The organism is Desulfovibrio fairfieldensis, assembly GCF_001553605.1.
Lineage (GTDB): Bacteria > Desulfobacterota > Desulfovibrionia > Desulfovibrionales > Desulfovibrionaceae > Desulfovibrio > Desulfovibrio fairfieldensis.
The window spans coordinates 304,709-321,092 of sequence record NZ_CP014229.1 but is presented as its reverse complement, the minus strand read 5'-3'; the positions used below and the strand labels follow the sequence as shown (position 1 = coordinate 321,092).

Annotated in this window: 13 protein-coding genes and 1 pseudogene; 6 read left to right on the top strand and 8 right to left on the bottom strand. The window is 62.5% G+C overall.

What is annotated here, in order from left to right; translation table 11 throughout:
- Positions 1-284 precede the first annotated feature (284 nt).
- On the bottom strand, positions 285-3,482 hold the full coding sequence (locus AXF13_RS01385; protein WP_062251366.1) for an AsmA family protein: 3,198 nt from the start codon (positions 3,480-3,482) through the stop codon (positions 285-287).
- A 168-nt stretch (positions 3,483-3,650) separates the two neighbouring features.
- Here AXF13_RS01385 and AXF13_RS01380 point away from each other — a divergent pair, with 168 nt between their 5' ends.
- On the top strand, positions 3,651-4,700 hold the full coding sequence (locus AXF13_RS01380; RefSeq protein WP_062251365.1) for a glycosyltransferase: 1,050 nt from the start codon (positions 3,651-3,653) through the stop codon (positions 4,698-4,700).
- A 37-nt stretch (positions 4,701-4,737) separates the two neighbouring features.
- Here AXF13_RS01380 and AXF13_RS01375 read toward each other — a convergent pair whose 3' ends face one another.
- The gene (locus tag AXF13_RS01375; RefSeq protein ID WP_062251364.1) at positions 4,738-5,106 is read right to left on the bottom strand and encodes a hypothetical protein; all 369 of its coding nucleotides are present in this window, start codon (positions 5,104-5,106) and stop codon (positions 4,738-4,740) included.
- A gap of 107 nt (positions 5,107-5,213) precedes the next feature.
- Here AXF13_RS01375 and AXF13_RS01370 point away from each other — a divergent pair, with 107 nt between their 5' ends.
- Together AXF13_RS01370 and AXF13_RS01365 are read left to right on the top strand one after the other, a co-directional pair.
- On the top strand, positions 5,214-6,614 hold the full coding sequence (locus AXF13_RS01370; protein WP_062251363.1) for a radical SAM family protein: 1,401 nt from the start codon (positions 5,214-5,216) through the stop codon (positions 6,612-6,614).
- An 18-nt stretch (positions 6,615-6,632) separates the two neighbouring features.
- Positions 6,633-7,358 (top strand): helix-turn-helix transcriptional regulator, encoded by a 726-nt coding sequence (locus AXF13_RS01365; protein ID WP_062251362.1) that lies wholly within the window; start codon positions 6,633-6,635, stop codon positions 7,356-7,358.
- Here AXF13_RS01365 and AXF13_RS01360 read toward each other — a convergent pair.
- On the bottom strand, positions 7,342-7,731 hold the full coding sequence (locus AXF13_RS01360) for a cupin domain-containing protein (protein WP_062251361.1): 390 nt from the start codon (positions 7,729-7,731) through the stop codon (positions 7,342-7,344). The genes AXF13_RS01365 and AXF13_RS01360 overlap by 17 nt on opposite strands.
- A gap of 209 nt (positions 7,732-7,940) precedes the next feature.
- Here AXF13_RS01360 and AXF13_RS01355 point away from each other — a divergent pair, with 209 nt between their 5' ends.
- The 3 genes and pseudogenes from AXF13_RS01355 to AXF13_RS17195 all read left to right on the top strand — a co-directional run.
- Complete coding sequence (locus tag AXF13_RS01355) at positions 7,941-8,387, top strand: flavodoxin (protein WP_062251360.1); 447 nt, start codon at positions 7,941-7,943, stop codon at positions 8,385-8,387.
- A 1,043-nt stretch (positions 8,388-9,430) separates the two neighbouring features.
- Complete coding sequence (locus AXF13_RS01340) at positions 9,431-9,808, top strand: CHASE3 domain-containing protein (protein WP_150116048.1); 378 nt, start codon at positions 9,431-9,433, stop codon at positions 9,806-9,808.
- A 539-nt stretch (positions 9,809-10,347) separates the two neighbouring features.
- A pseudogene (locus tag AXF13_RS17195) lies at positions 10,348-11,448 on the top strand (methyl-accepting chemotaxis protein); the annotation flags it as partial.
- 84 nt (positions 11,449-11,532) lie between these two features.
- Here the strand turns inward: AXF13_RS17195 and AXF13_RS01330 are convergent.
- From AXF13_RS01330 to AXF13_RS01310, 5 genes are all read right to left on the bottom strand, one after another.
- Positions 11,533-12,243, bottom strand: coding sequence for an ABC transporter ATP-binding protein (locus AXF13_RS01330; RefSeq protein ID WP_008685241.1), 711 nt, complete (start codon positions 12,241-12,243; stop codon positions 11,533-11,535).
- A gap of 2 nt (positions 12,244-12,245) precedes the next feature.
- Complete coding sequence (locus AXF13_RS01325; protein ID WP_062251356.1) at positions 12,246-13,016, bottom strand: ABC transporter ATP-binding protein; 771 nt, start codon at positions 13,014-13,016, stop codon at positions 12,246-12,248.
- Positions 13,013-14,044, bottom strand: coding sequence for a branched-chain amino acid ABC transporter permease (locus AXF13_RS01320; RefSeq protein ID WP_062251355.1), 1,032 nt, complete (start codon positions 14,042-14,044; stop codon positions 13,013-13,015). The genes AXF13_RS01325 and AXF13_RS01320 overlap by 4 nt, the downstream gene beginning before the upstream one ends.
- Complete coding sequence (locus AXF13_RS01315) at positions 14,041-14,946, bottom strand: branched-chain amino acid ABC transporter permease (RefSeq protein WP_062251354.1); 906 nt, start codon at positions 14,944-14,946, stop codon at positions 14,041-14,043. The genes AXF13_RS01320 and AXF13_RS01315 overlap by 4 nt, the downstream gene beginning before the upstream one ends.
- A gap of 205 nt (positions 14,947-15,151) precedes the next feature.
- On the bottom strand, positions 15,152-16,273 hold the full coding sequence (locus tag AXF13_RS01310) for a branched-chain amino acid ABC transporter substrate-binding protein (RefSeq protein ID WP_062251353.1): 1,122 nt from the start codon (positions 16,271-16,273) through the stop codon (positions 15,152-15,154).
- Positions 16,274-16,384: the final 111 nt, after the last annotated feature.

The following is a 16,384-nucleotide window of genomic DNA, read 5'->3' as shown; positions in this document are numbered from 1 at the left end:
TTACATAATGGAAAAGGCAAAAATATAACTGTCTTATATTGTTAAATAAATTCAATATATTCTAAATAGACCTCGAAAGATGCTAAAACCATGTCAGTTATGTCAGATAAAAGGTAACGATTTTCCCCCTGCGTTGCTAAACCGCCAAACAGGGCATGTCGCGCCTGCAAATATCGCCTAACGGCGAAGTGAACTCGCCTTGCAAGGCGTCGCGATACGGATTTTCCGCGAAAGCCCACGCCGTGCGCCTGGATATTTTCAAGAGCAAACTACTCTAAAAAATTTTATCGGAACAACTTCCAGGTTCCCTCCACAATGCCGCCCAGCACGTCCACAAAGCCCGAGGTGATGCCGCCGATGGTGTTCAGGATCAGCTTGCCCGCGCCGATGGAAGTTTTGCTGTCGTGCAGGCTGCCGTAGAGGCGCAGGGGAAAATCGGGCAGATTTTTCATATTCACGGTAAAATTGCAGTCCAGGGTTTCCTTGTTGAGATCTATCCAGCCGCCGCCGTGAACCTTGAGTCCCGGTCCCTGCAGGCTGAAGTCGCCGCTGTGGACCACCCCGGACGCGATATCGCCCGAGGCCGAGGCCAGATCAAAACGCGTGGGCTTGCCCTTGAGTCGGCCGTCAGTGCCGCGTTTCTGGTAGGAACCGTCGCGCACGCTAAAACGCCAGAGGCCGTTCAGGGCGGCGGGCAGCTGGCCCGGTCCGGTCAGGGCGCCCCGGACCTCGGAACTGATGCTGCCCCGGCCTCCCAGGGCCGCGCTGCCGCCCCTGTCCCGGCTGGCGGCGGTCAGGTCGAAGTCCGTCACGGAGAGGGAACTCTCAAAACGCAGACCCTTTGTGAAGTCGATGGCGGCTTGGCTTTGCAGGGGCGCGCCGTAAAAACGGCCAGTGTTGGGCCCGCAGCTCAACCGCCCGTTTTCCAGGCTGAGCGGCAGCTTGAGATCCTGCACCTTGAAACGCCAGCCGGACAGTTCCTTGACGCGCAGTTCGCCTTTGGCGTTGAAGGCCCGCAGGAAGCGGAAGTCCCATTTGCCGCCCGCCGCCCTGGGCGCGGCCTTTTTGGCGGAAGCGTCCCTTTTGTCGTCCAGGTAGCGATTCAGGTCTAACTTGTCCACGCTGAGATTGAAATCCAGAACCGGCTGCGACTTGCGCATGGAGGCGCTCAGCGAGCCGCTGACCGTGCTCTGGTCCACGCGGGCGCGGATGTTGCTGAGAGAGAGCGTCTCCGAAGTGCCCTTGAAATCCGTCTCCAGAGAGAGCGTGTTCAGGTCGGGCGGCAGCTTGGCCGCCGTGCTGAAAGCCTGCCGCAGGGTACGGCCCAGGTCCCGGCTGAACGCGGAAACCGAGCCCTGCCAGGCAAGGCCGCCCTTGCCGCTGTTGACCTGGGCCTGGCCCCGCAGCTCCACGCCCAGCGCATTGGCATGGGCCTTGCCGACAGCGAGCTGGTTGCGCGCGCCCTGGCAGGAAAATTCGCCGCTCAAGTCCGCCTGCAGGCCCTCGGGCAGAGCGCTGAGCGCCGGACTCAGGCGCAGCGCCAGGCTGCCGGGCAGGTTCTGAAAGTCCAGATTGCCGTTGCCGCCGCCGTCGCCGCTGAACCAAAGTCGACCGTTCAGATCCGCCCGGCCGTTCAGGTCCACGCTGTCCAGCGCGCCGCTCCACTGGCCGTCCAGGCCCAGACGGCCCTTTTCCCAGGCGGCGGAACGGGCCTTGAGTTCCACATCCATGCCCGTGAAGGCCAGGCTTCCGGACGCGCCGGGCAGGCGCAGGGCCCCCTGCTCGCCGCGCGCGCTCACCGTACCCCGCAGTTTGCCCAGAAAGACGTCCAGTTCTCGGCCCTGACTCATGATGTCCACATCGGCCCGCAGGCGGCCGCTTTTGATGGGCAGCACGGGCATCGCCTTGCCCAGGGGAGCGCCGTTCACGTCGCGGAAGCGCATCTTGATGGCATAGGGAAGCTCGGGACCGCCGCCCAGAATGCACTCTCCGCGCACGCTGCCGCCGTAGAGCCGCCCCTCCGCCGTGAGCAGGGTGTCTTCCAGGCCGTTTTTGTCCATCTTGCCGGGGCTGATGACCACCTTGGCGTCCTCAATGAGCAGAGGGCCGTAATCCACTTTCGCGGCGGCCAGCCGGATGTCGTAGTCCACGCCGGTTTCGCCGGGTTTGAGAGGCTCGCCGGGCAGAGGCGTCAACGAATCGTGAAAAAAACGGGGCCCCAGGGGCGGCTTGCCCACGGACTCGGGAATCGCCAGTCCCAGGTTGAGGCGCTCGGCCCTGAGATCCAGAGCCACCTCCGGCTTGACCCAGCTGGCAACCCCGCCCGAACCGGTAAAACGCGCCCCGGCGCAGCGCACCGCAATGCGCGGCACCGTCAGGCCCAGGCCGTCCAGATGAAAATCCAGGCTGCCGTCGGTAAGGTTGTCCAGGGCCAGTTGCAGGCCGGGCGCGAGATTGCGGGCAAAGCCCAGCCACTGGGTCAGGCTCGCGCGGTGCAGCAGCAGGCGCCCGTCCAGGCTGAAGCCCTGTTCCTTGTTTTGCAGCGCGCCGGGCAGGCGCAAGGTCCCGCTGAGCTCCCCGCTGTCCGGCCCGAGCTCCAGCCGGAGTCGCTCCAGGTTGACAATCGGCTCGCTGCCGCGCATGGCCGCCGTGCCCGCCACGGAGAACGGCAGCGACTCCCGGTCCTTGGCCAGTTCCCCGCGCAGATCCGCGCGCGCCGTCCAGCCCGTGGCCCCGCCCTGCAGATCCAGGGCCATGTTGAAGCGCTCAAGAAAAGGCGGCCAGCGCAGCGAGCCGCTGAGCCGCAGCTTGGGCGTGGCCGTGAGCGGCGTCCGCAGGTCGCTTTCCCCCTCGGCCAGAAAATTGTCCAGACGGATCAGGGGCGCTCCCTGCCGCCGCAGCAGAACCGCGCCCAGATGCACCCTGCCGCTGACAGCGGCCGGGGCTTCCGTGTCCAGGCGGCATTGCAGGCCGCTCAATTGCAGGTGCGCGCCGTCTGTGCCGATGAGCTCGGCTTCTCCCTGGACAATGGTCATGCGGCAGCCGTCGGGCAAATCGGGCAGGCCGCCGCCGTTCCCGCGCAGGCGGGCCGCCAGCGCGTCCATGTCCCCCAGGGGCAGGGGCAGCGCGCCGCCCAGCTTGGGCCGCAGCAGGGAAATGTTGCGCGGCACGAATTCCCCGCGCAGCAGAGCCAGAAAATCAGGCCGCAGCGTGGCATAGGCCACGGAGAAATGCAGGTCCTTTCCCCGCACCGAGGCGTTGCTCACCGCGATGGAAGGCACGGGCAAAAGCACCACGTCCACGGCTTCCACACAGAAGATCAGGCCCGTGCGCGCGGAAATCCCGTCCAGATAGTGGCGGGTGAGAGCCTCGGGATTACGCTGCAAAAGATAGAAGGCCGTCGCCAGCAGAACCGACAGCACAAGCAGCAGCGCCAGGAAAATGCGCAGAAGAAGACGTAAGCGGCGGGCAGTCAAAAACATGGTTGTTATTCCACGCCTTGACGCCATGGGGCGTCGGGGCTAGTTAGGAAAACGCGGTTAATGGCCTTGTTGTTCCCATTAACCGGCGTTTCCTCAGGAAAAAGTATTTTATCTTGCCGTATTTGGCAACAGTCCGGCGGTCGCGCCGCCAGTCCGTTCCGGGGGGCTATGCAACGTCTGTTATGGATCGGCAGCCCTTTTTTCTGCCAGTCTCTGCGCTCCTGCGGCTGGCAGGATGTGGCCCTGCACAATTTTGAAGACGCCCGCGTATTCTGCTGGGAAGAACTGGTGCGCCTGGCCGGGTTCATCCCGGACGTATTGGTGGTGGCCGACAAAAGCCGCCCGCCCTTTGTGCTGGGCATGGAGAGCTTTCCCTGTTTGACGGTTTTTTACAGCGTGGATTCGCACATCCACAGCTGGCAGCCCCTGTACGCCCAGGGCTTCGACGCCTGCCTGGTTTCCCTGCGCGACGATCTGGAGCTTTTTTCCGGCCCCTTTCTGCCGCCCGAGCGCGTCTGGTGGTCGCCGCCCTTCGCACAGGACGACGACCAGCCCCGCCCCGGCACGCCCAAGCTCTGGGACTGCCTGTTCGTGGGCACGGTCAACGAAAACACGCCCCGGCGCGCCGCCTTTCTGCGGGAACTGGCGAGTCGCCTGCCGGGCCTGCGCCAGACGCGCGGCAACTACCGCGAGCTCTTTCCGCAGGGACGCGTGCTGCTCAACCATTGCGAGCACGGGGACCTGAATTTCCGGGTCTTTGAAGCCATGGGCTGCGGCGGCTGCCTGGTGACGCCGCGCGTGGGCCACGGCCTGGCCAAACTTTTCGTGGACGGCGAACATCTGGTGGGCTACACGCCGGACGATGCGGGAGACGCGCTGTTCCGCATCGAACTTCTGCTCAAGAATCCCGAGCTGGTGACCTATATCGGGGAAACCGCCCTGGCCGAGACTGACGCCAGGCACCGGGCCAGGCACCGGGCACAGGCCTTCACGGACCATCTCTGCGATCTCTGGATGCAGGATGCCGCCGCGCTGATCGCCGCGCGCCAAGCCAGAGCCGAGGCCATCCGCGAGGAATGCCTGAAAATGCCCTATCTGCTCTGGGCCGAGGAGCTGGCGGAACCTGATCTCAAGGCCGCCTATCTGGCCGCGGCCAGAGGAAATTACGGGCTGGCGGGATTAGAGCATTTTCACAATAAGCGAAAATCTCAAGCGTAATTTGTTCTGGCGGATCACATACATCCGGCGGAACGATTCAGCGGCGGCCCGCAGGGTCGGCGCCCGCGTCCGCAAGCGGATCAAAATGCAGGTCCAGGGCCGGATCAGGGGCGGGATTGCCCTCACGGCCGAACCGATCAGTCCGGGGGGCGGACGGGGCCGGGTCCTCAAAGCTCAGATGCAGCAGGGGATCGCGGGCCGGAAGGGTTTCGGCGGGCCGGGGTTCGGAACCGGCGCTGCCGTCCAAAGCGTCCAGGCGCGATTCCATGGCCCGTAACAGGACGCGCATCTGGGCGTGTTCGTCACGCAGAACCTGGCAGAGGCGTTCCTGGCTGCGCAGCATATAGAACAGCACGGCCAGCATGCCCAGAAAGCAGAGAAAGATGAACAACATGATGGAAAACATGGCGGGCCTCACAAAAGCGCTGTGCGCGCCGGGCGGGCCGGAAAAGCCCGTCCGCGTCGCGCCTTCCCGCTTATATACGTTAGCCCCGGCTTGGGCAAGGAGGATTTATGGCCGCTCCGCGTCTTGAGCCGCATCTGGTCATGGCCGACCAGAGCGGCAACATCTATGACGATCCGCAATTGCTGATGGTCTGTCGCCGGGGTGCCCAGTGGGGCCTGCCGCGTCCCGACGAACTCATGCCCCTGCCCGAGGAAAGCGAGCTTTTTCTTCTGCCGGGCCGCCGGGCCGTGGGCCTGAATCCGGAAAGCGGCGAAACCGAGGTTCTGGACCAGCTGGCAGTAGCCGCCTTTGCCGCGCCCGCGCACACCCTTTCGGCCCACCCGGCCTATGAAAGCGAAACCGACGCGCCCCTGCTGCCCCTCTTCGCTTACGGCGCGGTGGGCTTCGCGCACGGCCGCTTTTACGTCTGCGCCCGCAAGGTGGACCAAGACCCGCGCCAGCGGTTCCAGCGCATCCCGCGCGGCCGTATTGAGCAGAACGTGCGGCGCCTGTTGCGCGAGCACCCGGACAATCGCCTGATCCGCCATATTCTGGACAATTGCGTGCTGCGCTACGACTGTCCGGCGGCGCGCAACTTCGCTCTGGGCCGCTATGAAGCGCCGCTGCCCACCTCGCGCGCCTGCAACGCGCGTTGCGTGGGCTGCATCTCGGCCCAGGACAAGGATTCGCCCGTGGCCGTGACGCCCCAGTGCCGTCTGGCCTTCACTCCCGAAGCCGCCGAAATCGTGGAGGTCATGCGCCTGCACCAGAGCCGGGAGACGGCCACGCCCATCTATTCCTTCGGCCAGGGCTGTGAGGGCGACCCCCTGACCAATGCGGGCCTGCTGGTGGAAAGCGTGCGCCTGTTCCGCACCGGCGGCGGCCGGGGTACGGTCAACTGCAATACCAATGCCTCCAATCCCGGGGCTGTGGCCCGTCTGGCCGAGGCCGGGCTGACCAGTATGCGGGTGAGCTGCAACAGCGCCCGCGAGGCGCTCTACCAGCGTTACTACCGGCCCGCCGATTACAGCTTCGCCGACGTGCGCGCTTCCATCCGCGAGGCGCGGCAACGCGGCATCTTCGTCTCGCTCAACCTGCTGTTCTTCCCCGGCGTCACGGATACCGAAGAGGAACTGGAGGCCCTGGCCCGCCTGGCGGGCGAAAACGGCGTGAGCATGATCCAGTGGCGCAATCTGAACATCGACCCGGAATGGTATTTCCGGCTGATGAGCGGCCGGGAGGGAAGCACCTCCCCCGCGGTTCCGGACGCAGCGCTGGACACGGCGCCGAGCATGGGCCTGACCGTGTTCATGAAGCGGCTCAAAAAGCTCTGTCCCTGGCTGCGCTACGGCTACTTCAATCCCTATCTGGGCGACAGAGCGGAAATCACGGCCCCCCTGCCCGGCGCATGGCGCATGCCCGAGCCCGAGGCCAGGAGCGCCCTCGGCGCCGCGGGGGCCGAGGAATAGGCGCTCCGGCAGGGAAGCATGGCCTCTATCACATACCGATATACGGCTTCCGGCGAGGTTGAATTTGTGACTTCCCGGAATGCCGCGCAAAGGTATCCCTGGCATCTGCATGCGGCGCATTGGGTAAGCGGCGTCGTGCTGTCCGGCGGCCTTGTGCTGGAAACCCGCGCCGAGGCGCGTTACCTGCGGACCGGCGGTTATTTCAGGATTCCCCGACTGTGCGCCCACAGGCTGTTTCTCGAACCCGGAACAACTCTGCTGGCGGCCTGTCTGCCGACGAATTCCTCCATCCTCCCGTATGACGCCCGGCTTGCCGGGCTGGTACGCAAAGCCTGCGCGCCTCTCGCTCTGGGCGCGCGAGCAGAGCACCTGGCCCGACATCTCCTCCACGCGCAACCGCCGGAAGAAAGCACTGCGGAACCACCGATACAAACCGTATGCCGCCTGCTGCTGGACGACCCCGCCACGCCCTGGCCCCTCAAGCGGCTGGCCGCCCTGGCGGGTTACAGCCCCTGGCATTTTCTCCGTCGTTTCCGCCGGGAGACCGGCCTGACGCCCCACGCCTTTCATCTGCTCTGCCGCCTGCGCCTGGCGCGCGCCCTGTTGCGGGCGGATACGGCAGCGGCCGAGGCCGCCGTATCCGCCGGTTTTACGGACCAGAGCCATCTGCACAAGCTGTTCAAGCGGCAGCACGGCATGACGCCGGGGCAGTTCCGGCGGGCAAGCCTCAGGCTGGAAGCGTGATGAATTTGGCGAACAACCAGAGGCCGTTTTCGCCCGCGCGGACTTCATGCGGCGTCTTGGCGGGCAGGATCGCCATGCTGCCCGGCAGATAGGCGATCTCTCCCTCCGGCGTCAGGCACACGCCGCTTCCCCCGACAACTTCATGCAGTTCCAGGCTCGTGCCGTGGGCGTGCCTGCCGATCCCGCGCCGGGCTTCAATCCTGACCAGGTGGCAGCTCAGCAAGCCCTCCGTCAGCTCAGGCATGACCAGATTTTTCAGAAACACGCCGGGAAAATCCTTATGCTCCTTCCAGGGTTCCACCGCGAGCGCCGGTAGCCGACCGGCAACAGTCAAACGCCCCTTGGCAAAGCAGTCAAACAGCTCCTTTTGCATCTCATCCTCCTTGATTGGCTTTGCCCCTTCCATAGGACGAAACGCGGGCCTTTTATTGTAAAAATTTGCCGTACTCCGTGCTGCCCCCCCGGCAAGAGATGCGCAATTTCCACTTGACGAAACAGGGCTGGGTGGCTATTTCCTTTTTGAACAAATTGAAAAAGAATTTCAATTTTATTCCAATACGTCCGAGCCAGAAGGAGAAGGCCATGAGCAAAATTTTGATCGTTTACGGTTCCAGCACCGGCAATACCGAGAGCATCGCCCACAAGCTGGAGCAGCAGCTTGCCGCCGCCGGGCAAGAAGTGACGGTGCTCAACGCCGCCGATGCCTCGGCCGAACACCTGGCCGACGGTTATGACGCCGTATTGTTCGGCGCTTCGGCCTGGGGCGAGGAAGAGGTGGAATTGCAGGATGATTTCGCGCCGCTGTTTGAAGAATTCGACGTCATGGACCTCAAGGGGCGCAAACTGGCCGCCTTTGCCTCGGGCGACCGGGATTACGAACACTTCTGCGGCGCCGTGGACGTTATCGAAGCTCGCGGCAAGGAACTGGGCGCGGAAATCATGACCGACGGCCTGCGCCTGGAAGGCGACGGCGGTTCGGCGTCCGATGAAATCGAATCTTTTGTCCAGGCCGTGCTGAAGAAGCTGTAATCCTCCTCATACAGCCCTCCTGAACGCGAACGCCGGTCAGAAACCGGCCAAGCAGCTGCCATGAGAAAGGCCCGGAACCATCGGGGTTCCGGGCCGCTTGCTTGTCAGGGCGTGGGCGCTTCTCCCATATTGCGGGGCCAAGCCGAGCCGTTTCAGCAGCGCCGGAAGAATTTCCGATCCGGTTTGCCCACGGCGACGACTGTCGGAAATGGCGGCTTGGCGGGCTCCCATCCTCCGGGCCGGTTCCGCTTGTCCCGCGCAGCCGGTGACGTTCAGGATTCGGACACAAGCATCAGAAAAGGCGGCGTCCATTGTCGCACTCCTTGCTAAAGCAATGGGAGAGGGACGCTCGTCTGTTTTGGGCCAAAACGAAAAACCTCTTGAAGCTGGAGCTTCAAGAGGTTTTTCTGTTGCCGTTCCGGAGCTGTTTGGGGAGTGCCCGGAAATATGCCTGCCTGTGGGACGCATATAAACCGAATCCTCCGCAGACCGTAAGTACGATGGCCGGAGACTTCGGGTGGAGAGAGGCAGCCATTCTTCCGAACGACAGGTGGAAAGTATGTTTTCGCATGAGCGGCGGGAGGGAAAAAGACATTTAAAAACCTAAAGCAAATTGAGTTCATGCCGATATGAGCGGTAATTGGCGTTAACCTGTCACTTTTATTCCAGTGGATGACAGCAGTAAGCATACAAAAACATACAGAATGATGTATTCCAATAATATTTCCTAATAATAAAAATTTAGCAAGCCTATATTTTATTTTATAAAGACATTATTCTTCATATCTTACATTCTGAATTATGCTTTTTATAACCAAATACACATATCATTATAAAAAGAGGGCAACTGCTTTTATAAATTTCTGAGGAGAAAAAAATGAAGCACAACTTGTAAATATGGCATGTGCCTGTTTCAAACGGCACCGGGAGGCTTCAGGTCAAGGCCGCTATATGTTCTGGAGCTCCTTCTCAATTTCATGTGAAACAAATGGCATCATGGAGAAGAATGTCAGAAACTACTGTCAAAGGTTGCTAGGTGAATTATGAAATTGCAGACAAAATTGATTCTTGGCTTTTCATTAGTTCTTTTTATGACTCTGGCGCTGGGAGGAGCCTCTTATTACCTGACGGATGAGATGAGCCGGTTTTCCGGCCAGGCAGCGCATATCGAGAACAGTAAAACAGCCCTGCTGAACACACAGGCCGCCTATCTGCGTTATATCGTTTATGGGAGCGACAGCTTTGCCCAGCGTGCCCGGGAACAACTGGCGGAAGCCAAAAAGCAGTTCGAATTGTGTCTCCCCATGGTTGCGAGCCCCGAAAACAGGCAGAAAATGTCGGGTTGCATCAAGCAATTGGAGGCCATTCTGCCGGTTTTACAGAAATGTATTGACGACCAGAAAAAAGCATACGTCTGCTGACTCAAGCCGATGAAGCCCGCGTGGGTCTGACAAAGGCCTTTGATGCCATGGAGGCCATGATTCGCGAGGTAATGCTCGCTCAGGGCGTTGACGCGACCAGCATCGACAACCAGACAAAGGTGTTGGAACTGCGCATCGAATTCAACCGATTGCGGACCGAGCTTCGCAGCCTCTCCCTCAGGTCCACGCAAGAGGAGCTTAACTCCGTTTCGACCGCCCTGAAAAACATGCGGGATGCCATGGCCGAACAGGCGAACCGGTTTCGGACGCCCAGCAATAAGGCAGCGATGGCGGCCATCATAAGGGAGATGGACAAATACCTTCCCAGCGCGCAGGCCTCTATAGAGTTCACGCACCAGATGGGAGTGGACTTGCGCTCCCTGGCCGTGCTGTTCCGCAACGTTGACCAAAGCGCGACGGAGCTGTCCACCTTCGGCGTTTCTCAGGTGCAGGAAAGCAATCGCGACGCCAATTTCGTCATCCTCGGCTTCTGCGGGGCGGCATTGCTCTGCGGCATCTTCATCACCGTCTTCCTCACCCGTAACGTGAACGCGCAACTGGGCAAAGACCCCGGCCAACTGAGCGTCATTGCCCACCGCGTGGTGGGCGGCGACTACAATGTGGACGACGGCGGCAAGAAGCAGGGCGTATACGGGGCCATTGTGAAGATGGTGGGCGCTCTGGAAAGGAACATCAAGAAGGCCGAGCTTGAATCCAAAAACGCCGAGGAAGCCATGAAAAAGGCTGAAGCGGCCGGCCAGGAGGCCAAAGCCAAGGCTGAAGCCCTGCTGAACGTCGCGGGCAGGCTGGAGGAAGTGGGCAGTGTGGTTTCTTCGGCGTCCACGCAGCTTTCCGCCCAGATCGAACAGTCCGACCGGGGCGCGGGCGAAGCGGCCCAGCGTCTTTCCGAGGCCGCCACAGCCATGAACGAAATGAACGCCACCGTGCAGGAAGTGGCCAGAAACGCCTCAGCCGCTTCCGCCGCTTCAGCCGACACCAAGGACAAGGCCACCGCCGGCGCGCAGGTGGTGGAACGCTCCTTGCGACGCATAGAGTCCGTGCATCAGGTTTCGCTGGAACTCAAGGACGACATGACCCAGCTCAATGAGCACGCCCAGGACATCACCCGGATCATGGGCGTGATCTCGGACATCGCGGACCAGACCAACCTTCTGGCCCTGAACGCCGCCATTGAGGCCGCCCGCGCGGGCGAGGCCGGGCGCGGTTTCGCCGTGGTGGCCGACGAAGTGCGCAAACTGGCCGAAAAGACCATGGCCTCCACCAATGACGTGGGCAACGCCATCAAGGCCATTCAGGAAAGCACGGCCAAGAGCACGGCTTCGGTGGACAATGCCGTGGCCCAGATCGAGGAAGCCACGGGCCTGGCCAATGAATCAGGCCGCGCGCTGGAAGAGATCGTGACCACAGCGGAAACCACGGCCGATCAGGTCAACGCCATTGCCACGGCCAGCGAGGAACAATCCGCCGCCAGCGAGGAGATCAACCACTCCATCCTCCTGTGCAACGACATGAGCAGACAGATCGCCGACGCCATGGCCGAGGCTGCCAAGGCCGTGTCCGGTCTGGCCCGGGAGGCTCAGGAGCTTTCGGAACTGATTCATGAAATGAAAGAGGGGTAACCCAACAAGATTGTTACAGCGCTGTTACAGCCGGACCTGGTCATCATCCCTCTATGCCGATCCGGTTGTGACAGATGCGTCCCGCTATCCGCCCAGATACGCCTCGCGCACGCTGGCGTCGGCCAGCAGGTTTTCCGCGCGGTCTTCCATGACCACTTTGCCCACTTCCAGCACGTAGCCGCGCGCGGCCAGCTTCAGGGCGGCGCGGGCGTTCTGCTCCACCAGCAGCACGGTGACGCCGCGCTCGTTGATGGTCCGCACGGTTTCGAAAATGGAGCGTACCAGCAGCGGAGCCAGCCCCAGAGACGGCTCGTCCAGCAGAAGCAGGCGCGGTTCGGCCATCAGGGCCCGGCCGATGGCCAGCATCTGCTGCTCGCCGCCGGAAAGCGTGCCCGCCAGTTGCTCCTTGCGCTCCAGCAGACGCGGGAAAAGATCAAAAATCCATTCCAGGGTGCGTTCGCTGCGGGCCTTGTCCCGGATGCAGAATGCGCCCAGGCGCAGATTCTCCAGCACGCTCATGGCCCCGAAGACCCGGCGGCCCTCCGGGGACTGGGCTATGCCCAAGCCCACCACCTCATGACTGGGCAGGCGCAGCAGGGGCTTGCCCTCAAAGAGAATCTCGCCTTCACAGGGACGCACCAGACCGCTGATGGACAGCAGGGTGGTGCTTTTGCCCGCGCCGTTGGCCCCGAGGATGGTGACGATCTCGCCCTCCTCCACGCGCAGATTGATGCCGTGCAGCACTTCCACACTGCCGTAGCGCACCCGGATGTCTGAAAGGGTCAGCAGAGACATATTCACCACTTCTCGTCGTCGGCGCCCAGATAGGCTTCAATCACCGCCGGATGGCGGCGCATGGCCTCGGGCGCGCCCTCGGCGATCAAGGTGCCGTGCTCCAGCACCACCAGTTTTTCACAGATCCGCATGACCAGGCGCATGTCGTGCTCAATAAGCAGCACGGTGATCCCCCGCTCCCGGATGGCGCCGATGATGTCCACCAGAGCTGCGGTTTCCTGGTCGTTCATGCCCCCGGCGGGTTCGTCCAGGATCAGCAGGCGCGGGTCCGAAGCCAGAGCGCGCGCGATTTCCAGCAGTCGTTGATTGCCGTAGGACAGGCCTCCGGCGGCTTCCGCGCGGCGGTCGGCCAGGCCCACGAAGCGCAATTCCTCCATGCAGCGGGCCACGGCGGCCTTTTCCTCGCGGCGCTGGCCCGGCGTGTGCAGCATGCAGGCGAACAGACCGGCCTTCATCCGGCAATGCCGTCCGGCCAGCACGTTTTCCAGCACGGGCAGCTTTCCGAACAGGCGGATGCTCTGAAAGGTACGCGCAATGCCCAGTTCCACCACCCGGTGGGGCTTCAGGCCGGTAATGGGCTCGCCGTCAAAAAAGATCCGGCCCCGCTCCGGCGTGTAATTGCCGGTAATGCAGTTGAAAACCGTGGTCTTGCCCGCGCCGTTGGGCCCGATCAGGCCCACGATGCTGCCCGCATCCACCGAAAAGGAAAGATCGTTGACCGCAATGAGCCCGCCGAAAATCTTGGTCACTTCCTGCAGGGAAAGCAGCTTCATGCGGGCCTCCCCTGTGCCGGGGCGGGCTCAGGCCCGCGCGCGGCATCCTCCGGGAGGCGCGGCGGAAGGCCCGGCGGCACATCCGGCGGCAGGACTGGAATGTCCGGGGGCACGGCGTAGCGGCGCGGACCGGGCGGCAGCAGGCCCTGCGGCCGCCAGATCATCATCACCATCATGGCCAGACCGAAGATCAGCATGCGCGCGGCGGAAAACTCGCGCAGCACTTCCGGCAGGCCGATGAACAGAAAAGCGCTGACCAGCACGCCCAATTGGCTGCCGCCGGAAAGGATGACCACCGCGAAAATGATCACCGATTCCATGAAGTTGAAGGATTCCGGCGCGATGGTGACCATTTTCGCGGCGTAGACCGTGCCCGCCATGCCCGCCCAGAAGGCCCCCAGCACAAAGGCCAGCAGCTTGTAACGGGTGACGTTGACCCCGCAGCCCTCGGCCGCGACGTCGTCTTCCTTGATGTAATTCAGCGCCCGGCCGAAACGCGAGCGCCAGAGCCCGTAAAAGAGCAGCAGGCTCACGCCCACCATGCCCCAGACCAGATAATAGAACTGCACGCTTTTGACGATCTTGTAGCCGAAGAAACGCGGGCGGCTGATGCCGAAAATGCCGTTAGAGCCGCCGGTCAGGCCGAAGACGTCGTTGATCAGGGCGATGCGCACAATCTCCACAATGCCGATGGTTACGATCAGCAGATAGTCGCCGCGCAGATGGATGATGGGCCGGGCCACCAGCAGGGCGAAAAGAGCCGCGGCCGCGCCCGCCAGGGGCATGGTCCAGAAGATGGGCCAGTGGCAGAGGGTGTTCAGGATGGCCGTCACATACGCGCCCACGGCGTAAAAGGCCGCGTGCCCCATGTGAAAGATGCCCGCCTGGCCCAGAATCACGTTCAGCGAAAGGGCCAGCAGGGCGTAGAGGCCGATCATCACGCAGACGTCCAACCAGTAGGGATTGCAGACCAGGGGCAGCCCGCAGAGCAACGCGCCCATCAAGATGTACAGGGGCATGCGCTTCATAGCTTGTCCGCCGTGCGTTCGCCCAAGATGCCCGTGGGCCGGATGATCAGAATCAGGATCAGCACCAGAAAGGCGATGGCGTCTTTCCAGGCGATGGCAATGTACCCGGCGGCCAGGGCCTCGATGACGCCCAGCAGCAGGCCGCCGATCATGGCGCCGGGAATGTTGCCGATGCCGCCCAGGATGGCGGCGGTAAAGGCCTTGAGCCCGTAGGACCAGCCCATGGTGAAGTCGATCTGGCCGTAGTAGATGCCGACCATCAGACCGGCCGCGCCGCCCAGGCCCGGCCCGATCAGAAAGACCAGGGAAATGATCCTGTCCACGTTGATGCCCATGAGCCGGGCCGCGCCCGGATCAATGGCCACGGCGCGGATGGCCGCGCCCGTGCGGGTGCGCTGGATGAAGGCCGAAAGCCCGAGCATCAGCAGCACGCTGGCCGCGATGACCAGCAGGCGCACGCCCGGCACGGCGACGCCGAAGAGATGCACCGTGAAGTCCGGGCGCAGAAAATCAGGGTAGACGTAAACGCGCGCGCCGTAGATCAGCATGACCGCGTTCTGGAAAAAGATGGACGCGCCCAAGGCCGAAACCACGGCCGAGAGACGACCGGCATTGCGCAGGGGGCGGTAGGCCGCGCGCTCCAGCAGAAAGCCGAGCAGCGCCACCAGCAGGCCCACCATGATGAAGACCGCCAGCACGGCCAGGGGCAGAGGCAGCATGCCGGAGAGATTACAGCTCACCAGAAGGGTCAGGCCCAGATAGGCGCCGATGGTGAACAGATCGCCGTGCGCGAAGTTGATGAGCTTGAGCACGCCGTAGACCATGGTGTAGCCCAGGGCCACCAGCGCGTAAATGCCGCCCACGGCAAGACCGTTCAGAAGCTGTTGAAAAAATTGTTCCATATTTCCCGGCGCTCGGAGCAAATCAAGCCGCTGGCGGAGCATGCTGAAAACGCCCCGGAAGCTTGCGGCTAAAAAGATGGATTTTGTTCCCTGGCAAGGAAAAAACCGGACGCGGGCCAGGGATAGTACTCTTTATGTACAGCCCTGGGCCGCGTCCGGTTTTTTGACGCAGCCCAGGGGGCAAAAGACGCTTTTTAGCCGCAACTTACTTGGGTTGCAGAACAAAAGCCCCTTTCCCATCAACAACATAGGTGCGGTAGAACTCGCCCACGCGGTCGCCCTTGGCGTCGAAGCCCAGGGCTCCGGACAGGCCGGGCATGTCCTTGAGCTGCTTGAGCCAGGCGGCCATCTGCTCGGGTTCGGTCTTGCCCGCGGCCAGCGCGGCCTCAATGACCTTGAAGGCGTCCCCGGCCAGCACGGCCCAGACCGACACGGGCACGCTGTTGTACTTGGCCTTGTAGGCGGTCAGGAAATTGCGGGCTTCCGGCATGTCCATATCCTGGGGCAGGGGCGGGCTGATGAAGAAGTAGCCGGCCGCGGCCTCGGGACCGGCGATCTTGACCAGATCCTGATGGTTGGCAGCGTCGCCGCCCATCATGGGCACGTTCCAGCCCATTTCCCTTTTCTGGCGCAGCAGCATGCCGGTTTCAGGATAATACCCGGTGAAAAAGACCAGATCCGGACCGGCGGCCTTGAGTTTGGTCAGAATGGCGGTGTAGTCCCGCTCGCCGGGGGTCAGGGCGTCGTAGAAGAGCACCTTCACACCGGCTTTTTCCAGGGCGGTGCGGGTTTCCTCGGCCAGACCCTTGGCGTAGGAAGAATTGTCGTGCAGCAGGGCCACGGCCTTGTAGCCGCCCTTGACTATGGCCGCGGCGGCGGATTTGCCCTGGGCGTCGTCACGCGGGCAGGTGCGGAAAAAGAGAGGCAGGCCCTTTTCGGTCAGGCGCACGCTGGTGGAACCTGTGCCGATCTGCACCAGCCCGGCTTCGTCCAGAATATTCTGACTGGCCTCGGTCACGGCCGAGCCGTAGGTGCCGATGACCGCCACAACTCCGGCCGAGGCCAGCTTTTGCGCGGCCAAGGCCGCCGTGCGGGGATCCCCGGCGTCGTCTTCCACCACCAGTTTGATTTTCTGACCGTTGACGCCGCCCTTGCTGTTGGCTTCATCCACCAGCAGGCTGACGATGTTTTTCATGTCCTGGCCTTCAGAAGCCCATTTCCCCGTGAGCGGGCACATCAGCCCCACCTTGAGGTCGGCGGCCAGGGCCGCCGCGGGCAGAAGCAGAGCAAGAGCCAGCGCGCCCAGCCAAAGATGCAGTCCTTTCATGAAATACCCCCATCCCGGTATGCGAAGTTTCAGCGAGCAAATAGCTTACTCCAAAATGCGAGAAAGCAAAAGCCCCCGCGCGGACCTTTGCGGCGCGGGGCCGGAAGCGGC